At 68.7% G+C, this 26,942-nt stretch carries 1 protein-coding gene; it reads right to left on the reverse strand.

Annotated features, from left to right (window positions below; all coding sequences use genetic code 11):
• Positions 1–155: 155 nt before the first annotated feature.
• The gene (locus ACQP1G_RS41675) at positions 156–26,930 is read right to left on the reverse strand and encodes a hypothetical protein (RefSeq protein ID WP_433195540.1); all 26,775 of its coding nucleotides are present in this window, start codon (positions 26,928–26,930) and stop codon (positions 156–158) included.
• Positions 26,931–26,942: the final 12 nt, after the last annotated feature.

Consider the following 26,942-nt stretch of genomic DNA (forward strand, 5'->3'; position numbering starts at 1 on the left):
GGCGGGTTATGCGGGGTGTCGGTGCGTGATCGTGCCGAAAGTGTGCATGAGCTCCGCTGACGCGAGTGCAGTTGGTGAGTGAGATGCGGTTTTGGCTGGGGTTTGGCCCACGCTGACAATTGTGGCGAAGCCGGGTGAGCACCCGTGGACGTGGGTCAGCGGGTGAAGATCTGGGTGCGACGGGTCGGGGTGGCGCAGACGTCGTGGATCAGACGGCCGAGGTCGAGTTCGGGTGGGAGCGATCGGTACCGCAGTTGGCAGACCACGGTGCCGGAGGTTGTGACGGCGAAGCGGGTTTGTCGGTCCTCGCCGGGCTCCCATTCGGTGGCGACGAGTGGGTCGTCGAGGTTGATGGTGTGGGCACCGATGCGTAGGGCAAGGCCGGAGGGGGCGCGGTAGAAGACCACAGGAGTGTCACCGAGGTCTGCGTATACGCCGAGTTGCGGGCCGATTCCGCCGCCGACGGCCTGGAGTGTGCCGGTTTCCGGGTCGAAGTGTGCGGGGACGCCGAAGCCGGAGAACGGTTGGACGAAAAGGGTTGTGTTGTTGCTGTTCTGGGATGGGCGGTTGCGGTTGCCGTTGGAGCCTCGGCGGTTTCGGATGGACGATGGTGGCGCACCGGGGGGTGGGGGCGGCATCAGCGGTGGCGTTGGTTGTTGGGTCGAATCTTGTAGTGGTGCAACGGAGTTGATCCGTTGGTGCAATGAGTCGGGCCAGCCGGACAGTGGTGCACCTGGTTGGTGCCGGTCGGACGGTGACGGGGGCCAGGGGGTGCCCGGGCGAGTCGAGGGGTCCGTCGGGTGGCCGGGTGACGGTGGGTGTGCCCGGTCGTGCGGGGGTGTCGTCGGGTCGTGGGGTGGGGACGTTGGCGGCTGCGGTGCGGTTGGGGGTTCCGGAGTAGTCGGCGGGAACGGGGGCGCCGGCGTCGTCGGAGGCGCCGGGGGTTCGGGCGGAGTCGGCGGCACCGGCGGAGTCGGCGGAGTCGGCGGCAGCGGGGGCACCGGCGGCACCGGCGGAGTCGGCGGAGTCGGCGGAGTCGGCGGAAGCGGGGGCACCGGCGGAGTCGGCGGAGTCGGCGGCAGCGGCGGTGTCGGCGGCAGCGGCGGTGTCGGCGGCAGCGGCGGTGTCGGCGGCAGCGGCGGTGTCGGCGGCAGCGGCGGTGTCGGCGGCAGCGGGGGCTTCGGGAGTACCGGCGGTTTGGGCGGCACCGGGTGACGCGGCGGCACAGGCGGTTCCGGCGGCACCGGCCGATGCGGGGGAACCGGGGGCTTCGGCGGCACCGGAGGCACCGGAGGCTTCGGTGGGTGCGGCGGCGTTGGCTGGTGCGGCGGCGTTGGTGGGTGCGGCGGCTTCGGGGGTTCCGGTGGGTGCTTCGGCAGCGGCCACGTCGGATCGAACGGAGCCCTACTCGGCGGATCGGGCATCTCGTACTCGTGGTTCAGCCTCGGCGGATGCGGAATATGGGACCGCAGCGCGGAACCGGGCAACGGCGGTGGCTCCGAACCACCCGAATCCGACCGCCCCTCCGGAGGCTCCTGCCCACCACCCTGATTCAGCCGAGCCCCATCCTCGCCCGCACCCCCGTCACGACCACGACTCCGGCCGTCGCTAGCCGACTCCCCACCACCCGCACGACCACGCGGTCCAGCACCGGACGATTCCTCCCCACCCGGACGACTACGCGAGGCACCGCCGGATGATTCCTCGTCACCTGCAGACCCGTGCCGCGACTTCCTCTCGGACGACTCCCCGTCACCTTCCTGCTCGGGATGCGTTGCCCCATTGGATGATTCATGATCCACAGCGCCACGACCAGCCCCACCGGCGGACAACTCGTCCTTGCCCGAACGATCACCGGGCGTCACACCGTCGCCCGATTCGTCGTCACCTCCGCCTCGAAGCACTGCGCTGTCGGAGGACTCACTACTCGCAGAATCACGACGACCACCACTCTCGGGCAGATCCTGACCATGCTGTGGCCTCGGATCCGTGGCAGATCGATCGGCTCCGCCTCGCGGCGCGCCGGATTCCGAACCTTCGCGAACCGGCGGCACCTCGGGCGTGGCCGGTTCGCCGTCACGATCGCTGTGTACCGCAGCTTCGGACGATTGGGCGTCATCGGCGCGATCGCGACTGCCTGCGGTGTCCGGCAGATCGTGACCGTGCTGCGGGCCCGGATCGGTGGCGGAGCGCTCGTCTGTGGTCAGCGGCTGTGTCGGTTCCGAATCTTCTCGAACTGCGGGCACTTCCGCTGTCGGGGGCGGCATGGCGCCGTCGGCGGGCGAATGTTGTTCGGCCGTTGGCGATTCGGGGGATTCGGCCGCGGGTGCTGGTTGTGGAAGTCCGTTGGTTGGGTGGGGCGGTTCGTTCGGGGGCGGGGGGAGGAGGGGGGCGTCGGGATGCGACAGCGCGGGTGGGGGGAGCTGGGGTCGGCGGTCTACCCGGGGTGGGGCGTAGGGGATTTTGGTGCGCCAATCGGTGCGGGGTGGGCGGTTGGCGTTCCAGTCGAAGCCGATGCGGATGGCGTGCTGGTTGGCGTCGTGCCAGGCGGCGATCGGGTTGTGGCGCAGGTAGTCCGATTCGGCGAGGGCGTCCTGTAGGAGCAGGACGTCTTGCGGGAGCGGGTTTCCCGCGACCAGACGGTTCCATGCCTCGGCGACATCGGCGACGGCGTCGAGCGGGCGGCGACGCAGGATGCCGTCCTGCGGATCGTGCACCAGATGCGGGTCACGCATGAGGTGGTTCTTGATCTGCTCGATTTCATCACGGGTGAAGGCTGGGCTCGAGTTATCGAGCCGGTCGGCCACCAGACGGGTCAATTCGGCGCGGTCGGCGTCGAGGCGGCCGAGTCGGTCGCGGACGTCGTCGACCAATCGTGTTGCGTCACCGGGCTGTTCGTCGCGCAGGTGGCCGGTCAGCGCGTCTGCGATCGGGTCGAGGTCACCGGAGCTGTCGAGTCTGCGGGCGATCTGATCGACGATCTCCGCGGCACGCACGGTGCGCGCCGCGCCTTCCGCATCCGGATGCGTGGCAAGGTGATCAACGATGCGGTCGATATCGCTGTCGTCGGCGCGGAACCGTCGATACTCCGTATCGGCCCAGTCCTGCACCCGCGCCCACGCCGCTTCCTGATCGCGCTGGCGCTGCTTGAACTCCTCCGACAACTCACCCTGATCGGGCACCCGATCCTGCACATCCCATTCCCGCGCCATCGGCTGCACATCGGCCGCGCGGGGCCGGAAGTAGGGATGTCCCTTGAATCCCGGGCTGATCCGTCCCGGATGGTCCTTATCACTGAACCAGGTGAACCCGCTCAGCTTCGCCGATTCGAGGATGATGCGCATGGTGTTGTAGAACACGCCAGCCATCGGCGGCTCGAAGGTGGGCACGCCCGGATCGAGCGGGTCCATACCGGGTATCCGCGGCAGCAGTTCCTCATCGATCGCGCCGGGCGGTGGATCCAGGAAGGGGTCGACGATGGACGACTGGAACGGATCGACGGCCCAACCGCTCACGCCCTCGGGCAGCACCCGCGGCTCGAATGCCTTTGGTACGCGGGGACCTTGCCGGTTCGTCGTCCAGTCCGGACGCGTCGGGTTGACCGGATGCCATGTGCCCTCGCCGTCCTGCCATCGGGTGAGATGCATACCGGGCATACCTTCGCGCCAGCCCGCAGTGAGGTAGTCCCGGCGCGGCGGCGCGAGGTCCCGCAGCCGTACCGGCTCCTCCCGCTCGGCGACGATCTGGTGATACTCGACCGTCGTCTCGGGTCGGGTCATCGCCTGTGCCACTGCGGAATTGCGTCGAATCGCGTCGGCGAGCGCCGCATCATGGCCCGCGCGCGGATGTTCCAACGTGCCGCGCGGTGCCACCACGATGATCCGCGGCTGTTCGCCCTCGACCAGGCCCACTCGATCGGTGATCTGCCTGGCGCCTTCCGCGGCCAGTGCGTCGCGGCCCGCGCCGACCAACTCGGCCATCCGGTCCTGGATGCGCCCGATCCTGTTGTCCGCCTGGTTGACCCGGTCGGCGGCCTCACGCAGTAGCCGCAGCTGCCTGGCGTTCTCCTCGGTCGACTCGAGCCGGTTCGCCGCATCGCGCATGGTCGCGTCGATCTCGCCGGGGCCCAACGCATCTCGGTTCACGCCGAGTCGGTCGGCGAGGTCGTCGCGCATCCCCCGCCATGGCTTGGATGCGAGCACCTCGGCGGCGCGTTCGGCGCCCAACCGGTCGAGTTCGGCGCGTACCTCCGCCGAAAGCAGTCGGTGCGCACCGACATCGGCACCTTCCAGCGCGGCTATGCGCCGATCCAGATCGGCGAGCGCGGAATCGGCCTCATTGAAGCGTTCGGCGGCGTCCTGCAGCTTGAACATGGCGTTCTCCCGCTGCGTGCGTTCGACCGAGCCCACCAATTCCGGTTCCGACCTGCTGGTTTCATCACCGGTACCGGCGATGTCCCTGGTGCCGACGATATCGCCGCTCAGCCGCCGCATGGTCGGTTCCAGGTTGTCCTGGTTCAGCGCGCGATCGGGATCGCGTAGATCGAAGCGCTCGGCCCGGTCATTGCGCTTGGCCCGCCAGAATTCGCGCTCGGCCGCCAGTGCGGCGCGTTCGCGCACCAACTCGGCGTGTACACCTTCCGGGGTGCCCGATAGCTCGACGGACGCAATCGCCTCGTCGAGACGCGTCACCTCGGCATCGGCACGGTTGAATTCGTTGGCCGCGCGCTCGAGGGCATCAATGCGCGCATGCCGAGCCGCCTGTGCCTCGACCGGCATCGTCTGGTTGCGCAGTTCTTCGAGCGTCTGCTCCAGTGGCAGACCGGGCCGCAAACCCTGCTCGATATCGACCGGCAGCCGCTCGGCCAGGATGCGGCGCAGATCGCGCAATTCCTCCCGGTTGGCAACGGCCACGGCGCGTTCGGCGCGCAGCCGCTCGAGTTCGGCGCGCGCCTCGGGGGTGCGACTGTCCGCCTGCACCGTGTGAGGTCCAGGTTCCGGTGCATCCTCATCGGCGCGCGGTGTGTCGGCGGCCGGATCGGACTGTGCCGCACGATGTTCCGCAAGACGCGAACCGGAGCCCGCCGTCTCCGCAGCGGAGCCCGAGCCTGGAGTCTGCCGAGCCGAGCCCGCGCCCGGGGTCTCCGGCGCAGCGGAGCCCGCGCCCGGCGTCTCGGGTGGACCGGACGGGCGCAGCGGTGCGGCCCCGTCATCCGGCGGGCGGATCGGGGTGACGGTGATGACGCCCGATTCGTCCACCACGACGTGGCGGTAGTCGATATGAACGCCCTGATCGGCCAACTGACGGCGCAGTTCGGCGGGCATCACCTGCTCCGGCGCCGAGGATGGCGACGCGACCAGCACCCGCTGGCCGTCGGACGCGATCCCGACGCCCTCCGCGACCATGTGGACCCGCGCACCGGTCATGATGTCCCGGGCCGCGAGTACGGCCGCGCGCTGTCGTGCGACGGTCTCGTCGGTGACCGCCTCGATGTAGCGCCGCAGTTCGGCCTGGTACTCGCTGACGGCATCCCTGACCGCGGCGGCATCCTGTTCGGCGGCACGGAGATCGGCGAAGTGCAGCACCATTTCGGCGCTCGGGATGCCTTCGCGGTCCCGCAGCGCCGCGACGCGGGCCTCCGCCGTAGCGACCATATCGTTGACGGCACGCTGTATTTCGTGCGCGCTCGAACCATCTGGGTTCAGTCCGAGTCGCCGGGCCCCCTCGGCAATGCCGGGTTCCATGGCTTGGCGGGCGGCAGTGGTCTCCGCGATCCGAGCGACCAACCCGGGCAGCGCATCGCGCAATTCCGCCGTGACAGGTTCGTGTGTCCATGACCGCCCGTCCGGCGGCCACCCATGTGAGCCCGGCTCATTGGGCTCTGGTTGCGCCGGACTCGGCGGTTCCTGCGGCGGATGTTGTCCTCCACCATCATCACCCGCCTCGGCCGTCTGCGGCCGGTGCTCTTGCGCCGATGCGTCGAGCGGCCACACTCGCACGTCCCCTGGCTCGGCGCCGTGCTCCGACGGCCGATCGGAGCCGTTATTCGTCGGATCATCCTGCGCCACACCAGAATCCAGGCTCAGCCCGTCGGATCTGGCGTGCGCCGGATCATCCTGCGGTGTACCGGAGTCGAAGCTCGGCTCATCGGATCTGACGTGCGCCGGATCATCCTGCGGTGTACCGGAGTCGAGGCTCGGCTCCGCAGCCTGCCGCGATTCGTCCTGCCGCACTGGCGGTTCCGGCTCGAGCAACGCCTGTAGAGCCTCCTGATGGCGCCGTTCGTTCTCCCGCAACGCCTCCGCATGCCAAGCCTCGATCCGACGCTGCAACTCATCGAACCCGACCTCCGCCCGCTGCCGCGCCTCCTCGATCCGACGCTGCGCATCGCTGGGTTCATCCGAACGCGGCGAGGGCGGCGGTTCCTGTTCACGCAGCGCCTGCAGCGCCTCCGCATAGCGGCGTTCGTTCTCCTGCAACGCCTCGTCATACCAGGCATCGATCCGATGCTCCAACTCATCGAACCCAGCCTCGGCCCGCCGCCAGGTCTCCTCGATACGCCCCAGCGGATCACCGGGTTCACCCGCATGCTGCGGCTCCAGCGCGCCATCCGCTACATCCTCAGCAACCTGCCACACCGGCGGTTCCGGCTCGCGTAGCGCCCGTAACGCCTCCTCATGACGACGCTCGTTCTCCCGCAACGCCTCCGCATGCCAAGCCTCGATCCGACGCTCCAACTCATCGAACCCAGCCTCGGCCCGCCGCCAAGTGTCCTCGATACGCCCCAGCGAATCACCGGGTTCACCCGCATGCTGCGGCTCCAGCGCGCCATCCGCTACATCCTCAGCAACCTGCCACACCGGCGGTTCCGGCTCGCGTAGCGCCTGCAAGGCTTCCTCATAGCGGCGCCCGTTCTCCCGCAACGCCTCCGCATGCCAAGCCTCGATCCGACGCTGCAACTCATCGAACCCGGCCTCGGCCCGCTGTCGAGCCTGCTCGATACGTTGCAGCCGGTCACTGGATTCGTCCGCAGGTCGCGGGGTCGATGGATCCGGCATGCCGTCGCCGCTGGCCTCGGGGTTGATCGCGGAATCAGCTCGGCGCGCAGGATCGCTGCCGGGTGGTGCCGAATCATCCTGTCCTGCTTCGGCATACGCGATGTCTCGCGCGACCGCACGACTCAGCTCGTCGCTCAAGCGAGCCAATTCGACATCGGCATCGTCGAATCGCTGTGCCGCCGCGCGTTGTTCATCGGCCCGACTCGAATCCGCTTGATCCCGCTCGACACGTGCCTCTTCGCGCGTGACGAAGGCTTTCGCCCATTCGTCAGCGATGCGTTCGATCTCGGCCTGACGCGCCGCCGCATCGCCTTCCGGACCTGATTCTGCCTTGCGGGAAGATTCCGGCTGCTCGCTCGGGCGCGAATTCCGCTCGGCGCCCGAGTCGCTATCCGAGCCGATGGGTTCGGGGCGGCGCGCGCCGCCATCGGAGCCCGGGGTATCCGGCTTCGGCGCAATAGCGCCCAGCGGCGGCTCATCCGGCGGTGGCGGCAGTTCCGGCCCGCCGCGTTCGGCGGGCCGTGACCAGCCCGGGTCCGGGGCCAGTGCATCTACCGCATAGGGGATGTCAGCGCGCCAGTCGGTGAGCGGCGGGCGGTTGGCATCCCAGTGGAAGCCGAGACCGATGGCGTGGGTATTCGCCGCGCGCCACGTCGCACCGGGATTGGCGCGCAGGAAGTCGGATTCGGCGCGTGCATCCTGCAGCAGGACCAGATCCTGGGGCAGCGGCTCGCCCGCCATCAGCCGGTTCCATGCCTCGGCGACATCGGCGAGGCGATCCATCGGACGACGGACATACGCGCCGTTGGGGTCGGTGTGGTCGCGCACCAGATGCTCGTCGACCATCAGATGGTCCTTGATCTGCGCGATGTCGGCGCGGGTGAAATCCGGTACGTCGTGACGCATGTGCTGGGCCAGGATCGCGGCGATGGCATCCGGGTCGGCACCGGCGCGCAGCAGTTCGCGAATGTCGTTGATGGTGTCGCGCACCGCAATCGGGTCGTCGACGAGGAAGCGGTCGGCGACATCGGCTGCGACGCGGTCGATTCCGTCGTCGATCCGCTGCAGTTGCGCATCGACGTCCCCCGTCGGATCGATGCCCCGGTCAGCGGTGACCAGCCGATCCTGCACGGCTGCGACCACCTCGCGCGCCGCGGCCTGCTGCTGGGCCCGCCGATGGGCATCGAGTCCGTCGACGATGCGGTCGACATCGCTGTCATCGGTGCGGAACCGGTCGTACTCGGCATCGGCCCAGTCCTGCACGCGACGCCAGTTGGCGGCATCGCGATCCCATTCGCGTTGCAGCCCTTCGGATATCTCCACCCGATCGGCCGGGTTGCCGTGCTCGGCCGGATCCCACGGCCGGTGCATCGGCTGAATATTGCGCTCGGGCCCCGCGAACCATTCGTAGTTGCGCAAGACGGTGCCGAACGGCGGAATCTTCTGCAGCCACGGCCGTGCCTGCACCCATTCGCCGATCTCGGGATGGCGCTGAATCCACGCCTGCACCGCGGGATGCTTCGGCGTCTGTGCGGCCATCAGGATCAACCGGGTGATGTTGTAAGCGTCACCGCCCCAATGCTGTTCGAATATGCCCGTCCCCGGCGGCACACCGGAGGTGTCGTAGCGCGACGGTGCCTGCGGCATATTCACGGGCAGCGTACTTTCCGCGATCTCACCCGGTGGCACGTGATCGCTCGGCAGGGTGATGTCGTTGACGACATCCTCCATCGCCCAGCCGCTCACCCCGTCCGGCGGATCCTTCGGGGTGAACTTCTTGGGTACCGTCCCGCCATCTCGATTGCCCGCCCAGTCCGGTCGGGTCGGATCGACATGGTGCACAACACCTTCGGCGTCGACCCACGACGTCATATCCATGCGTCTGCCGTTGTGCCAACCGGTGCTCAGGCGACGGATATCCGGCGGCGCCAAGTGCACCGTGCGGGTATTGCCCGCACGATCGGCGAGCACCTGGCGGTACTCGACGCGGGTCTCGGGGCGCACCATCGCCTGGGCGACCGCCGGATCGCGACGCAGCGCATCGGCCAACGCCCGATCATGATCCGCGCGTGGCGATGTGGGGTCGGCGCGCGGACCGAACACGATGATGCGTGGCCGCTCACCCTCCACGATGCCGACCCGGTCGGTCACCATGCGCCCGCCCTCGGCTTCGACCTGCTGACGCCATACGCCTGCGGTCCCGGCCATTTCGTCCTGCAGACGGCCGATCCGGTTGTGCGCCTGGTTCACATCGTCGGCGGCATCGGCCAGGGCATCGATCTCGCGCATTCGGGCGCGGTATTCGTCCTCGTACAGTGTGGTTTCCGCCGCCTGATCGCGGAGTTCGGCGATGGTGTCGGGCAGCCGATCCGATTGCAGCGCGGCCTCATCCGGACGTCCCGATTCGTCGACGACGCCGAGGCGCACGGCGAGGTCGTCGCGCATACCGCGGCGGGGTTTGATCTGGCGCAGTTCCTCGGCGCGTTCGCGCGCCATCCGGTCGATCTCGGCGGCGCCTTCCTCCGAAGGTGGCCGGTGCCGTGCGACGCCATGATCCTCGAGTTCGGACAGTCGCTGGTCGATCCGCCGGATCTGATCGTCGAGGGATTCGAAATCCTCGGTGGCCGCGATCAGTTTGCGCAGCGCCTGCTCACGACGTCCCTGCTCCTCCCCTTCGACCGGACTGCGGACCTGACGGTTGGCCTCCTCGAGTCCACCCTCCACCTCGACGACATCGGTGCGCGCGCGGGTGTGCAATGCCTGGATCGCCTCGTCCCGCGAATCCGGATCCCGCCGCACCCATTCGGTCGAATCATCGAGGCCCATATTGGCCGCGCGCTCATTTGCCTTGGCACGCACGAACTCTCGCTCGCGCACCAGATCCTGACGCTGCTGCAGCAACCCGTCGTACTCGTCGACCAACCCGATCCGTGCCGCGAGCTCACCCACCTCGGCATCGACCCGCACGAACTCCGGTGCGAGCCGCTCGAGTTCGCTGATGACGGCTCGATCCGCATCCGAAATCAAACGCCGACCAGCGAATTCGGCAATGGTCGACCGAATCCGCCGCGGTGTCCACGCATCCGGATCCTCCTGCGGCGGCAGGCGATCCGCCAGTTCCCGCACCTGAGCCGCAAGCGCGTCCCGCCGCGCAACCGCATCAGCATGCGCCCGCACAGCTTCGTCGTGCTCGCCACCCGCCGCCCGGCTCTCCGCACCCGAGTCACCCTGTCCGGCTTCCGCGTCGTTGTGCCCGGATTCCTGCTCGGACGCGTCCCGCTCATTCCGACCGGCTGCTTCCGGCTCATTTCGGCCGGATGGTGGGGTTTCGTCCGGGTCGGATGATGGCGGGGCGGGGGGTTCGGCGGGGGGCTTCTTGGATCCGCCACCGGCTTCGGCCACCGGCTCGTCGTCGGTGTGCGGTGTCACCGTATCCGGACCGTCGCCGGGTGTGGGCTCGGCAGGGCGGACCGAGACAGCGTGCGGGCCAGGGGAAGGCGGCTGTTGTGCCACTGGCTCGTCGTCGGTGCGCACGTTCGCCATGCCGCCGGGACCGAGCTGTTCCGGGTGGGCCGGGACAGACTGTGCGTCGGCGGAAGGCGACGGCCGCGAATTGTATCGGTGCTGTTCGACATCGGAGCCGACCGGCCACAATTCGACGGGGACGGGGCGTGCTCGGTTGACGTATTCGACCGAACTCGACGCGCCTGCTCGGGCTTCCTCGACCAGGAGGCGGTAGAGAACCTGGGCTGGTTCGGATGCGTTGTCGCCGTAACGCTCGACCTCGCGGAAGGCATCGGAGAGGGCTTCGCCGGGGTCCAGGTTGTCGCCGTCGAAGCTGTAGCGGGTGAGTTGATCGACCCAGGCGCGGAAATCGGCGTCGGTGGGGTTGGCTCTGGTGGCGAGGTAGTGGTCACGTAGCGCGTCCAACGCCCGCTGCTGTGCGCGGCCCTGCCCGGCGTAGTCCAGTACGTGGCCGAGTTCGTGCACCATCACGCCGTACACGGGGCGGTCCGCGCCGATGACCCGCGTCCCGTCGCGGCTGGTCTTCGACTCGAGTGTATCCGGGTCGTGGCCCCACGACTGCCCACGCGCGGATTCCTCGAGGAAGATGATCGACGGGGTCACCTGCCGCAGGCGTTCGGCCAGTGGCGCATCCGCGCCTACGCGGGGGCTGGTGCTCGTATAGGCGACGCCGCCCTCGGGATGGCTCGGGTCCCGGGGTTCGATACGAATACCCGCGAGCTTCATCTGCGGATGCTTGGTCAGCATTTCGTCCACGGCGCGCGCGATTTCGCGAACGACCTCCGGATCTATGCCCTTGCGGCGGAAGCCCTCCACCTCGATCCCATGCCGACGCGCGAGGACCTTGGCCACCTGTCGTGGGCTGCGCCTGGACCATTCGTCCACGATCGGGCGCGACTCCGCCTGCAGCGGTGGATGTTCCGACGTATCGGGCGCCGACTTCTCCGCTCCCCCGTCCACATTCGGATCGTGTGGCCGCGCACCGTCGCCCTCGTCGGAGACCGGGATCGGTTTCGCACCGGATGCCGGACTGTCCGATGGGTCGTGCGGCGATCCGGATTGCGGTGCGGCGGGCTCGGGTCCGTCCTCTTCCGGCCCATCATCCGACCGAAGTTCCTCGAGCCGACGCCCCAACTCGTCGAGGTGATCCATCAACTCCTGATGCTTGGCCGCACCCTCCTCATCACGACGCCGGAACGCTTCCTCCGCCACCGCCGACTCACGCTCCAGTGCGGCATCGATCCGCCCGCGCGGATCATGGTCCGGCACAGCCTCTTCGCGCAGCTCTGGTTCCCCGGCGCCTTCCTCCAGCCGACGCGCCAACTCGTCCAGGTGATCCATCAACTCCTGATGCTCGGCCGCACTCTCCTCATCACGACGCCGGAACCCCTCCTCCGCCGCCGCCGACTCACGCTCCAACGCGGCGTCGATCCGCCTTCTCGGATCGGCCGGATCATGTTCCGCTGCACGCGGATCCGGTTCGCCTGGTCCTTCCTCGAGCCGACGCCCCAACTCATCCAGGTGATCCATCAACTCCTGATGCTTGGCCGCACCCTCCTCATCACGACGCCGGAATCCTTCTTCGGCAGCCTCGGATTCGCGCCGCAGCGCCTCGTCGATCCTGGACCGCGGATCGGTCGAATTGCTCGGCGGCACCTCGTCGCCGCCACGCATCCGGGCGACCCATTCGTCGAGTTCCGCATGCATCCGCGCGTTCCACTCGGCCTGCTCGGCATCCATGCGCCGCTTCCACTCGGACCGAGTATCGGGCGGCTCTGCCGAATGTGGTTGCGAGGCAGGGTCTTCGTCACCTGGAGTACGCGGTGCGGCGGGCTCACCCTCTTCGAGTCCACCCAGCTTCGGCGTTCGGCCGGATCCGAGCTCGGGACCCCCCGGCGGGGGCGTGGCAGCGGGCCCACCATCATCGGATCCACCCGCCCTCGGCAATCCGCCGGATCCCGCGGAACCATCCGGTGGCGGCGTAGCAGCAGGCCCACCATCATCGGATCGACCCACCTTCGGCAATCCACCGGCCCCGGGGTCGGAACCACCGGACGTCAACTCCTCAGGTGCCGAGGAGTACTCGTCGTACAGGGCGGCGAGCGCCCGGATCTGCTCGGCCCGCGCGCGGATCTCGGCACGGATGCGGCGGATTTCCGCGGTCAGCTCGGCGGGGCTCAGACCCTCGTGCTTCTCGATCTTTCCGTCGCGGTACGCCTCGTAGACCTTGCGGAAGGTCGCATCGTCCGCGCCCGCGATATCGACACCGACGAGCCGGGCCCAATCGCGACTGGGCTCCGGCCGCCCGTGGCGGTTGGAACTCTCCTGGCCCGGCGGGTAGTTACCTTCGCGGCCCGGATGTTCGGCGAGTACCCGTCCGAGGTGGGGAGCATTCCCAGATTCCATTGCCTCGGCGACGATTTCGCGCAACGGCCGGGCGGCGCCCAGCTCATGGATCGGCGGTTCGCCGGCGGCGCGCGGATCGGCGCCGAGATCGCCGCGCGGCACATCGGAGTACGGATCGATATCGATCAGTTCCCGCAGGTATTCGGTGAGCGCATCGACCACCTGATCGTGCTTACCGTCACCTTCGAGCCCGGCGATCACCTTGCGCAACTTCGCCGGATCCACACCGTTCGCATCCAACGAACGAATGACCTGGTTGTCGGCCACCTTGACCTTCGTCGGCTGCAGCGGCTCGGAGTTCGCCAGTCCGAGCCGGCTCGCCAACCGATCGCGGGCCGCATTGACCGCGTCGAGATCGACCTCGCGCAACGCCTTGGCGTAATCGGCCAGATCCTTGAATTGCTGCTCGCGCCGGGCACTTCGCCACGACTCATCGGCGAGTGCTTCGGCCGTGCGCTCCGGTGTCAGCTCCGCTTCGGGAATATCGAGCCGATGCGCGAGCTGGCCGCGCGCATCGCCGATATCGTTGAAGTTCGAGATCTGATCCATCGTGCGCGCGAAGTCGGCCAGCGCCTCGATCTGACCAGCCCGCAGCGCGTTGCCCAGCTTCAGCTCCGCGATCGTCTGCGCCACCCGATCCGGATGCAGTTGCTCCGGTCGGAGGCCGAGTTCCCTTGCCACATTGACGAGTTCGCGGACGATCTCGAGTCGAGTGCGCGGTGGCGCAGCAGCATCGGCCGGTTCGTGGACGGTCGGCGCGTCGAGCGGCGCCTGGACCGCACGCCACTGACCGTCGTTGTCGCGCACCATCGTCACGACCAGTTCCCGGCCGTCGATGGTCTCCCGATGGTGATACACCTCGGGCGTTTCGACCGGGTCGAGGTGGATCTGCCCGAGGCGGTCCTCGCGGGCGGCCCGGTAGTCCAGTTCGACTTCGCCGCGGTTCAGCGCGTCGGCCAGCGCCGGATCATCGGCGAGTGCCCTGGCGAGTGCGTCCGCCCGGTCCAGCGGCCCATCGATGACCACCAGTCGGTCCGGCGCGTCGTCACCGACCGGGACGCGGGCGACCTGATCACCGTGGACCTCGCCGACGGGCTCCTGCGATTCGGCACGCAGATGCGGTTCGGCGGCCGCGGCGAATTCGGCGACCCGGGCAACGCGCGCATCGTGCTCGGCCCAGAGTCGGCGCAGTGTGGCGTCCAGGTTCCTGGTATTCACATCGTTCAGGTCGAGACCGAACATCTGCGCCCAGGTCGATACCTCGTCGCGCAGTTGGTCGCGGCGCAACGCGTGCTCGAAGAACACGCGCGGACCCTGGTCACGGCCCAACTCCTGGCCGGACCCGATATCGCCCCACTCGCGCAGCGGGTCGGCGCCGTTGCCGACCGGGGTGTAGTTCTGCAGGCCGGGATGTCCGTCGAAGGCGCTGATCAACTCTTTGAGGAAGCGGCCCATCGGGTTGTCGTCGAAGATGCTGACCCGGTCGGCCAGCGGCACCGGGCGGCCCTCGGCGTCTTGGACACCCCAGCGCGGTGGCGACTCTTCGGGCGCCTCGTCGTCCTCGGCGAAGTAGTCGTCGTCCTCATCGGTCCGAGCGCGGGCGTCGGGATCGTCGAGCTCGCCCGCCGGTGGCCTGCGGCCCGCCAACTCGGGTCCCGCCCCGGCCAGATCTTCCCGGACGTAGGGACGATTGACCTCCTCGTTGAAGCGATCTGCCGCCTCGGCGAGTCCGGCGATCGCGGCCGCCTCGCGCATGGCCCGGAATTCCTGCTCCGTGAGCACCCGCTGGATGGTCTCCGGGCTCTCATCGGGCAGATCGAAGCCGAGCCGGTGCGCGGTATCGGTCAGCGATTCGTCCTGCGGCGGCGGACCGTCGAGTTCGGCACCCGGATCCGGCTGTGCGGGTGGCGGTTCCGCCTCCAGGGCGCGGGCTTCGTCGTGGGTGATGAGGTCGAAGTTCTCCAGGTCGTCGATGATGCGTTGGCGCTGTTCCGGGTCGGCGACGGCCAGGGCTTCCTCGAGGACCGCCTTCGCCTCCTGCGGTGCAATCGCCTCGACCTCGAGCAGTTCGGTGACGGTCTGCCGCACCAGATCCGGGTCGGCGTCGCTGACCCAGAACCGGTATTCCTCGCCATCGGGTGTGCGCGGCACCACGAAATCGCCTGCCACATCGCGGATTCGCCCGGAGAGCTTGTTCAGGATCGGAAGATGTTCGCGGTTGCGCCACGCCGTCCAGCCCTCCTTCGCGATCCGGGCCATATTGAGGGCCTGGTCCGAACTCTCCGGCGCCGGACGGGCGACGACCTCGTGCGCCGATGGAGGCGGCGGGTGCGGTGTCGGCTGGTTGGGATGGTGTTCGAACAGCTCCGGGGCATGCTCGACAGCGTCTTTCAATGCGGTCTGGCCCTTGCGGTCCTCGCCCGATCCAGACGGATATTTGGGGTAGTCGCCGACGTAGCCGCGCACGCGCAGCTTCTCCCGAATACGTTCCCAGGCCCGACGCAACGGCGACTTCCGTTCCGCCACTTCAGCATCGGAGGGTCGAGCAGGTGGGCTGCCTTCCTCGGGAGCTTCGACGCGCCAGTGGTTTTCGCCTGCTGGCGCCAGCCGCAGCGGTACCTCGTCGCCGTTCGCGTCGATGACGACCCGGCGGGGTGCGTCCGGATCGACGGATCCGCTGTCGGAGTTCGAATTCCGCGCCGGATCCGCACCCGGATCCTCCGGCGATCCACTGGGAACCGGCGGCTCGGACGGCGGCTTCTTCCCACCGCCACCGGCCTCGGCGACGGGTTGATGTTCGACTTCCGCATCGGGCCGATGCGCGACCTCCGCACCCGGTCGCGACCGTCCCGCACCTGTCTGGGTCGATTCGCGGTGCGCAGCCTCGCCATCGATGCGCAGTACCCGGGTCTCGCCATGGGATCCGATCCGCAGTTCGCGCACGACAGTGCCCGGCGCTGCGCGCAATTCGGCCAACCGCGGATGCCGGGCCGCCGCTGCGTCCAGTACCCGGGCGGGGTCGTCATGGCCTCGGCCGACCACGAATATCCGCGCGGGTTCGCCCGGCACCACACCGACCCGGTCGGTCACCGGAATCGCACCCGCGCGCAACAGCGCATCGCGCTGCAGTGCCGCTGCCAAGGTCGCATCGAGCCGCTCGACGTGCGCCTCGGCCGCCGTGATCCGCTCGGGATCCCCCGCAAGCCTTGCCTCGTGGAGTTCGCGTATGGCCTGCGCGTGCTCGGCCGCCAGCCGATCCAGCACGTCTTGGCGGCGCAGCGCGGCCTCGCGGTCCTGCGCACCCTCGTCCGGATCCGCGGGTGGGAACTCCGGCGCGTCGAACGAATCATCCACTGGCCGAGGCCGATCGATCGGTCGGTTCCCGGAATCGCCCTGGTCCGAGCGGGAACCGAACGGCAGCCGGTCGGTGATCCTGCGCAGCAGCCCCTTCGGGGCACTGTGGTCGTTCAGGTCCGCCGAACCGTCGAGCAGGATCTTGCCGATCCGGTCCGCAAGCCGCGCCGAATCGGTATCCGACATGCCCTGGAACTGCCTGCCGAGCACATCGGCGGAGCGGCCGTCCCCACCCGGCGGCGCGACCCGCCAGCCGCCGTTGCCATCGGATTGCAAGGTGATCGGGAAACCCCACGTGCGCGTATTGACCGCGACCATGGTGAACTGCGGCCAGCGCCGGGCCCGTGCCTCGCCGGCAGCGTCGGCGGCCACCGGCATCGGGACCTGCCGGGTCATGAGCCGGCGGGCCACCTCGGCGGGATGCGGCTCCGCCACCGACGGGTCCGCCTCGGCCACCGCATAGCCGCGGGCCATGAAGTCGAGCCGCAACCGACCTTCGAGGGCCGCAGACGCATTCTCCCGGGTGTTGAAGGAGTCCGGGCCGAGTTGACGCACCCAGGCGTCGAAGCCGAGATCGGTCTGCCCGGCGGCGCGGAAACGCAGGTAGTGCGCCAGCATTTCGGCCGCCGCCTCGTCTTCGCTCGGGCGACGATATGGTCCCTCGGCAATGTGGTCCGGGATCGATCTGACGTCGTGCAGACCATCGGACCCCGGCCCTACCTGCAGGTATTCGATCCGTTGCGTACCGTCCCACAGCACGGTCGCATACTCCGGCCGCGTCGCCGCCAACTCGCGCAGCGCATCCATATGCTGGCCCTCGGGTGCGACGACCACCAGCCGCCCGCGCCCCACCGGCTTGTGGCCGGGGAACTCGGCGACCCGATCGGTCAGGCGCGTGCCGCCCGGATCCTCGGTGAGTTCGTGATCGAGTGCGTGGCGCACCAGGTCGGCGGACTGACTATCGGTGAGTTGGCGCGGCGCCGCATCCGCATCGGCGGGCCGTCCAGCCGCCGGATCAGGGGGGTCGGTATCCCACGGCCGATAGGTGTCGACGTTGTCGTCGGCATAACGCGCGACATCGAAAGCAACCTCGGCCTCTTCCGGTCCGGTCTTGTCGAGGTACTTCCGCAGGGCATCGCGCCCAGCTTCGTACCCCGCCCGCTCCGGCCGGATCGCGGTCGGGTCGTTCGAGCGCGCCGCAGCACGCTCGGCACGCCGGTAGGCCCGGTCGTAGGCGTCGGTGTAGACGCGTTCGGCGGGGCCGACGGGGACGAATCGGCCCGAATCACGCAGCAGGCGAAGGGATTCGATCTCGGCTGCGTACTGACGGGCACGCTGGTCCCTGATGGCCTCGGAATCGGTGCGCCGCACTGGTGGGGCTTCGCTGTGCGCGCCGGTGATCCCGTGCGCGCTGTCCCATTGCGCGCGATAGAACGCGGCGAGGTCACCGCCGTCGACGCGCGGACCCAACTCGACCAGCCGGTTGCGCACCTCGCGTGCGGCAGCCTGATGGGCGGCGGCATCGATCATGGTGTTTGCGATCTCGCGGTTGTCGCGATACGCCCGCTCGGCGTGTTGCTGTGCCTGTTTGAAGGCGTCTTTGTAGGCCTTGGACAGCAAAGTGTCCGGGGCCGCGCTGGCTTCGGTGCCGAATTGCCGCCACCGGTCGAATTCGAAGGCCCTGGCGTGTGCCACCGCCTCGCGGTCCAGCATCAAGTTGACGTACTCGTCGCGCCCCAGGGTGAACCGCTCGAGCGGACCGTGCGGCGCGCCCAGTTGTTCGGCTAGGTGGGCCGCCCGGATTGCCGCCTCGGCGTGCGCCACGGGTGTCGGGGCGAGGGCCAGCAGCAGGGTGTTCGAGGCCGGGTCGTAGCCGACATCGCGACCACGATGCTGCCTGCCGTCGTACAGGGCGGAATCCACATCGAGGGCGAAGCGGATCTGAACCTCGTGCCGCGCAAGGACTTCCATAGCCCAACGTCCGAGGTCGTTGCCGCCGAGGATGCGCTGCAGCCGGTTCAGCGCCGCCTGCGTGATCTCGGCCATCGATGCGTCGAGATCTGCTGGTACTCCGGCGGGTTCGTCCGGCGGTCGCGGCGCGACCACGCTCTCGGCGGCCTCCCGGCGGACCGCCGCGGCACCGTCCTCGACCCAGGCGGCCCGCAGATCGACCGATTCCCGGCGCGCCCGTACGGCCCCGGAATCGTCGACGCTGACCCGCAGCCGCTCCGCGGCGGCCTCGCCATAGCGGATCGCGCGGTGCAGATCGCTGCCGCGATCGCCCGCCGCACGCGAAATCGCACCGTGATCGCCGCGGGCGTCGACCACGAGCACCCGCAGCGGCTCGCCCGGCAGCACGGCGACCCGGTCGTGCAGCCACTTGCCGTTGCCCGCACGGACTTCCGCGTCGAGGACGTCGCGGCCGACGCGTGCGGCGATCTCATCGACGAGTCGGTTGCGCCGCGCCTCGAGCTCGGCGTGCCGCCGGGTCGCCTCGGCGAGCGCGTTCTGGTGGTCGGTGCGGCCCGAATCGGGATCGTGACGTCGGATCCTGCTCTCCGCCACCGCCCCTCGACCGCGTTCCATGAGGTCGCGATCGGCTCTATTGGTCTCGGGATCGAAGCCGCCGAATCGTCGGACGGCACGCTCCCAATCGCGCGCGGACGCGCGCAGTTCCCTGGTGAGCGCGGCGTGTTCGCGGACCAGGCGCTGCAGTTCCCGTGCCTGCGTCGGTGTGGACGGCACATGCTCCGGAACTCCGTCCGGATGCTGATGGGCATCCCAGGTGGCGCCGTGGATATCGCGCAGGCTCGCGCCCTCGCTCGGATATATCGGCGAGTCGAACATATCGCCGGACAGCAGCGCCTCGATGCCCGCTTCGCGGCCGAGTCGGCGCAGTTCTTCGGTTCCCAGCGCCGGATCCGCGGCCCGCACGGCGGCGTCGTGGGCATCCAGATACTGCTCATGCAACTGCCGGGTGTACGCCGCATCCGCGAGGTCGTGCATCGGCGTCGACTCCGGATATCCGGCCGCGCGCAGCTCGCGACCGAATTCGGCCTGTCTGCCGAGCGCCTCGGCCTCCGTACGCAGCTGTGCCGCAACATAATCCGAGCGATCGGTGGCGCGGATACCGGCCGGATCGACCGGCACCCGACCCGAGAGCACGGCATCGGCGAGCACCGCCGCGCGCACCAGCGCCTCCGCCTGCGCGGGTTGGCTGCGGTCGTGGGTGTCGACGGAGATATCCATGGTCCGGCCGTTGAACGAATCCCGGGTGCCGGACTCGCCCGCCTCGCCGAATCGCACTCCCGCACCCGCCGCACGCAGCGCGGCGGCCGCCTCCTGGCCTACCTCGGTGCGCCCCAACACTTCCCACACCGGAGCACCGGTCAGATCGCGGGGTCGCGATTGCCACGCATCTGTCGAGTCGGCAGGGTCATTGTTCGCGGGGCGGAATTCCGGCGAGATCGAGCTGTCGCCCGACGCCTCGGGCCGGTGCACCGATTCGGGGGCCTCCGGTCTGCTGAAGTGCGCGACGACCTTCTCGTACTCGCCCGGTCGGCCGCGCATCCCGTCGTGGTCGAAGCTCACCTCGGTGAAGCCGAGTTCGACCGCCAGCTTGCCGGTAAAAGTGCCGCGCGCCGCGTCTTCCGGGGTGAGGAACAGGTCCTGCATTCCGGCATTGAAGGTGTCGAGGTTGTCGCGGACCCGGTCGTCGGCATTCCATTCGGCGCGGATCTCGGTCACCTGATGTCCGAGCTCGCGCATCATGTCCCGGAACATCTCGCGTCCGGTCGGCGTGCCATCGCCGACCCGCACCGTCGCGCGCAGCACGCCGTCCGCATCGACGCGGCCGTGGATGCCGTGCTGATTGTCCCCGCCGTACCGGTTGGTGTACGCGTTCGGGCGGTCGTCGAAATCGTCGTGCCTGCTCGAATCCTCCGGCCGCAGTGCGATATCGCCTGCATCGTGCTCAGGCGGCACGTCACTGGCATGCTCGCGGATCTCGGCAAGGCGCGACATGACGGTGTCGTGCCAGTCGCCCCGGCCGTGTTTGTCGAATTCCGGGCGCAGCGCGGCGACGCGTTCGGTGATCGCGTCGACCACCGAACGCGGCAGATGGTGATCGATGAACTCGACGCTGTCGCCATTGCGACGCAAGAAGTGTTCGGCGAACGGACTCAACGCATTTCGCGCCGCGTCGCTCACCTCGAAGCCACGGCTGTGATCGATACCGAGCACCTCGCGCTGCGGGCCGATCATCCAGCCCTGCGCATCACGGTCCGGAAGCCGGATCAGGGTGTCCAGCAGACCGAGCGCGCGGCCAGCGACAGTATCGGCGTAGCCGAGCTCGTGGACATCCACGAACTGCGGATGCCGTTGCGCCGCCACGCGGCCCGACAGCTTCTCCATGTACACGACATTGGATTTGGCGTGGAACACCTCGGGCACATTCGCGCCGATGGTCCGGCCGAGCAGCGATGCCAGTCGCTCGGCGACGGCATGGCGCGGATTCATGACCGTCTTGCGGATCAGCTCGGTGCCGTCATTGAAGGTGACCAGCTCGACCTTCCTCGCGGCATGCACCGAAGCACCCTCGCTGAGCACGGTGACCCTACGCTCGCCGGAAGCGATCGCCGATCTGACGATGTCGTCGAACGAGCGAATGCCGTGTGCGTCATCCCAAGCGTTGCCATAGAACTCGGCATGAGTTTCGGCCGAATGCTCCGGACGATGTTGGGCGACCTCCGGGCGGATGGCGTCCAGGCCCGCCTCGTTGGCGATCCGATCGAACTCGGCAGCGGGCGTTTCCGGATTCTCGTCATGCGCCCTGGCTCGGGCATCGTCGTAGGCGCTGGTATAGGTGCGCTCGAGCGGAGTCTCCGCCAGATCGTGGCCGGTCGCCCGGAGTTGCTCGGCCGCAATGATTTCCAAGGCGTGTGCCCTGGTCTCCTCGTCGAGCATTCGGGCGACGTATTCCTCGCGCGGCAACCGCATGCGCTCCTGTGCGCCGCCGGGCGTCTCACGGGCATGGGCCAGTTCGACATGGATGGCACCGTGTACGAGCGCGGCCATCTGCGCCGCATCGGAGGCGCCCACATCCAGCACAAGGGTGCGCCGACTCGGGTAGTAGCGGTCGTCGGCGCCGGATTCGTGCACGATGCGGACGTCGTGGCGGGTGAGGACCGCATCGGCCCAACGGCCGATTTCGGTGTCCACCAACCGTTCCCGAATGCGTTGTATGCGCTCCCTGGCGGCCTCGCCCGCGCGATCGAGCGGGGTGAGGTCGGCAGCTCGATCGAACTGGCGCGCCGATGGTTCGTCGATCGATTCGACCCGGATTCGACCGACCTGATCGGTATCGACGTTCAGGTGTTCACGCACGACATCCGGTCGCGCCAGTAGGTCCCGGATCTCGGCATTCTGCTGCGCCTCGTGCAGTACCCGCAGGTGGTCGTCGGTGCCGGAGGCGATGACGAGCCGGTCGGGTTCGCCTGGGATATGGACGATGTGCTCGTTGAGCATTCGGGCGCTCGGGTTGTCGCGCAGCTGCTCCCCGAGCACCTCCGCGAATGCTGTCCTGGCCAATTGATCGGCACGGTGATCGTAGATCGCTTGTGCATGCTGGCGTTCATCCGCGAGATCGGCGAGTGTGCGCAGATCGTGCGCGTCACCGCGCAGCTGGGCCCGGCGCTGCGGCGAAACATCCGGCTCGGCAAGTTCATTCGTGATCCGTTGCAGGCGGTCGGTGATCTGGCGCTGCAGCGGCTCTCTGGCGAGGGTCGGATCCAGGTGGAGGTCCGCGGCCCGCCGGGTCACCTCCCCGGAAATCTCGCCCAGATGCCGCAGCGCCGCCTCGCGATCGATAGCCGCATTGCGCATTTCCGCGACTCGATCCGGCGAATCGGGTTGGTGCATGCGGGTGTCCGGTGGCGGATCGGCCGATGGTTCGTGGGCCCGATCCCAGGCATCGCCGTAAAAGTCGGTGTAATTCTTGCCGTTTCGCCATTCGTGGGTGGCGATCTCCTGGCGCAGTTTGTTGACACCGACGTCGTGCGCGGCCTGCCGGATCTCGGCCGGGCTCAACCCGGTTCCGTCCAACTCCGCCGCGGCGTGATCACGGGCGGCGGTGTAGGTCTGTTCGAGTGGGTGCACCTTGATGTCATGGCCGAGATCCCGGAATTCCTCGGCCAATTGAAAACGTCGGCCGGTCGCCGCCGCTTCCTCGTCGACCATGGTCCGGACGAATTCGTCCCGCGACATCGACCTGACATCGCCGGTACGGCCCTCGACATAGCGTTCGGCGTGCACCGATTCATGGGCCAGCGTGAGCGCCTGCTGCACATGGTCGGCACCGGAGGTGTACGCGACCGCGGTGAGCTCGCGGCGCCGGAACTCACCGGCCCTGCCATCGGCGGCGGTCGATTCAAAGGTGTCACGCACGGGACCGTTGTCGAAGCCCGCCATCATCTGCCGACCGATCTCGGTCTGCCGCAGCAGTTCCCGGACCTGATCGGGCTGCGCGTCCAGGGAGCGTCCGATACGGGCCCGCGGATCGCTGGCGTGCGGATGTTCGGAACCGAGGGGGTGCAGTGGATTTCCCGCCGCGTCGAAGACAATCGCGTATGTACCACGAAGTTCGCGCGGCACCGTCGGCGGGAAGCCCTCCACCCGGCCCGCACCGGGATCGCGCACCACGATCGCGCCGTTCTCGTGCACCAGCACATACGCGTGCGCGCCGACCTTATAGGTGTCGACCGGCCCGCTGTACTCGTCGACGATCAACGCCGAGGCCCCCTCCGGCATGGAGCCCAGCAGCCTTGCGATCTCCGCATGATCTTTGTACGACCGCAACTGCCCACCCGAGGCCGTCTGCACCTCCGCGGCCGTCATACCGTCGAGGCCGATCACCCGCCTCGGCAACTCGATCGCCGAACTGCCGGTCAGCGCCTTGATCAGCCGCAGCGACAGCTCGGCACAGCGCCCCCGATTGCGCTCCGGAATCGCCCGCGTCTCATTACCCGCCCTTGGTCGATGCTGCGCATCCGCACCATCCCGCGCGGAGCTGTCGGTCGCCGCAACCCCCGCCGCCCGATGCACCGACGGTTCCGCCGCGCCACCCGGCTGAGGCACGAAAAGCACCGAAGGATCAGTGGATTCAGCCCGCTCACGCGCCGCCGCCCGCCGCGCCTCGACATCTTCACCTCGACTCGCCCGCTCCGTATCCGAGCTATCCGCGCGATGCGTTGTCGGCGGATCGGCGTCTGCACCATCGGCACGATGCGTTGTGGGCGGATCGGCATCCGCACCATCCGCACGATGCGTTGTGGGCGACTCGGCATCCGCACGGTCGGCACGACGCGTTGCAGGCGACTCGGCGTCTCCACCGTCCACACGACGCGGCGCTGGCGACTCGGCATCCGCACCGTCCACACGACGCGTTGCAGGCGACTCGGCGTCTCCACCGTCCACACGACGCGGCGCTGGCGACTCGGCATCCGCACCGTCCACACGACGCGTTGCAGGCGACTCGGCGTCTCCACCGTCCACACGACGCGGCGCTGGCGATTCTCCATCCGTACTATCCGCACGACGCGACGTGGGCGACTCCCCATCCGCACGATGCGCCGGACCGCTGTCGCCCGCGGTCCGCACGACGCTCTCGCCGTCGTGGCGAGGAGCCCCCTCACCGTCACGGCCCACCGAACGTTGGCCCTCGGGTCGCACCGCGCCCTCACTATCGGGGCGTACAGTCCGCTCAACCGGACCCTCACCCTCAGGGCGAACGGCACCGTGACCGTCGGACCGCAGCGCACCCGCACCGTCCGGACGCCCGACGCGCTCGCCGTCCGAGCGCGTCGGGATCTCACCCGCAGGGTGCGCGGCATCTCCGCCGTCGGGGCGAAGGGCACGCTCGCTATCGAGGCGCACCGCACTCTCGTCGTCGGGATGCGCTACCCGCTCGTCCTCCGAGCGCACTGGACTATCGCCCTCCGGGCGTACGGAATTGTCACCGTCAGGCCGCAGTGCACCCGCGTCGTTGGGGTGCGCGGCAGGATCGGGATCGGGGTGCAGTCCTGCGTCGGTGTCGGCTCGGGCAGTGACGCCGGTGTCGGCGTGCGCTTCAGGACGCACTGGTGCGGCGTCTGCTCGGGGTCCGGCGACCGGTTCGGCACCGATCGGGCGTGGTGCGGATTCCGGTGCACCCGCGCGGTTTTCGGTTAATGCGCGGCTTGCCGACGGGCGGGCTTCGGGAGTATCTCCGGTACCCGGACGGAATCGGTCTGCTCCGGTGCGGCCGTCGGTGGTGGGGCGCGCATCCGTGCTGGACGTTGACGTCGGCCGTGGTTCTCCGGTGCGCGATTCGGGGCTCGACTGTGGACGCGCCGGGTCGCCGCGTTGTGCGTCGGTGCTGGATGTGCTGGGCTGCGGGCGTATCTCGGCGCTTGCGCGAAGCGTGGATGTTGGTGTGCCGGTGCGTGTGTCCGGCCCGGCGTGCGTCGGGGATATTCCGGTGTGGGGTGGGGCAGCGCCGGTCTGGACGGGTGTCGCCGCTGCGGCGGCGGCTGTCTGCGCGGCCGCGTTGTCACCGGCGGCGCGCGATCCGTCGGCGGTCGACGTCGAAGTGTGTGCTGCGCCTGCGGGAGTCAGTTCGGCTCGGGTACCGGCGTCGAGCCTGCTCTGGCCCGACTCATGCGACGGCGATCCGGCATGTTCGCCCGAACCGGTGCGCTCGCCCGAGCCGCCACTCGACTCAGCGGCCGACGAGCTCGCCGGTGCCGCAGCCGGATCCGAATGCACGGCGTCGCCCGCTGGCCGGACCGCACCATCGCCTTCCGAATTCCGCGCGCCGGACTGGTCGACTCCACTGTCCGCGGACACCTGCCGATCCGTGGTCGCGTTGCCCTCGCCTTGCGTATTCGCGGAGCCCTGGTCACCAGCCCGCGCAGTCGAGGAACCGTCATCTGCGGCGTGCGCAGCCGCACCGTCGTCACCGGATCGCGCAGCCGCACCGTCGTTACCCACGCCGTCATGCCCCGCACGCGCGCCCGCGCCATCATCGCCGGCACGCGCGCCCGCGCCATCATCGCCGGCACGCGCGCCCGCGCCAGCACCATCAGCACGCGCCCCCGCACCGTCACCACCGGCATGTGCAGTCGCACCGTCACCACCGGCACGCGCAGTCGCACCGTCACCACCGGCACGCGCAGTCGCACCGTCATCACCCGCACGCGCAGTCGCACCATCATCACCAGCGCCCGCCTTCGACATACCGCCGTCAGCGCCACGCGCATGCGCCGAATCATCCCCAGCACCATGACCATTCGATGCCCCGTCGGTCCCAGCCGCCGAACCGCCATCGACGGCATGCGCGGTCGAACCGTCGGCGCCGCCATCAGCGCCTGAACCTTCGGCACGGCCAGGTGCCGCCTCCCCCGAATGCCCCGCATGCGGCGCACCTTCACCGGTCTGCCCGGCTCCTGAACCATCACCGGCACGCGCATGTCCGTTGACATCGGCACCGTCACCCATCGAACCTGCATCGGGACGAAATCCGATGCGGGACAGGCTATCTGGATTTACCGGCGAACCGCTCGGCCGATACCACTCCGGATGTCGGCTCCGATAGAACTCATCGGCCAAGGCCCGGTTCGCGCCGGACATCGCGCCGTTGGTCGCACCCGCAGTCAACATGCGCAGGTCGAACTCGGTGTTCTTCAGGCCCTCGACGGCCTTATCCCAGCCGCCTTCCTTACCGTCTTTGGCCCAGGTGATGCCGAATTGCGTTGCGACACTGCCGCCGAATCCCGCGAGCGCGCCCACGGTACCCGCCGCCGAGCCGGTGATCAGCCCGCGTAGCCACGCCTTCATCTCGGTCTCGGCCAGTTTGTGACCGAGCCGCTCACCTATCGGGCTGGCAACACCCGCACCCACCGCCGAGCTGACGGTGGTGATCACAACCTGCTCCCAGTTGACTTCCTTCCGGTGCCCGGAACTCACCTGGTACTGCTGAATACCCCAGTCCTGAACCGCGCCGAGGGCGGTGTCGATGGCAATATGGCGGATCAGAAAATTCGCCAATCGACGCCCCAGGAATTTGGCGACGATATCGACGATCTTGTCCATGATCCGCTTGGCGATTATCCGGATCGCCACTCGAGTGCCGGCGATCGCCAAGGCCTCATCGGCCGGCGCGGTCGGCGGAAAAATCCACGCGATCGCGATTTCGGCCGCAAGCAGCGCCAATGAGGTGATCAACATCAGCTGGCCGTATTCGATTTCGGTGCCGACACTGGTCGCCGATTCAGCGAGCTTTTCGAAATCCTTGGCCAGATTCTCGAGCGACTGCGGACCCTCGAGATAGCTGTCGAAGTTCGCGATGATCGCCGCGATGCCGTCGCCGTCTTGATACGCCTTCAACGACGCCGTTTTCGCATCTCTGATGTCGGGCAGGATGTCTCGCAGTCCCGCTGCGGCGGCACGCCAGTCGTCGGCCAGGCCCCACATGCCGTCCGGGTCGCCAGCGGGCCAATCGGAGCCCGCCACCCACTCCAGCCATTTGAGATATCCGGGCAGCTCAGCCATCTGTGCTCACCC

Source organism: Nocardia sp. CA-107356 (assembly GCF_050946365.1).
Lineage (GTDB): Bacteria > Actinomycetota > Actinomycetes > Mycobacteriales > Mycobacteriaceae > Nocardia.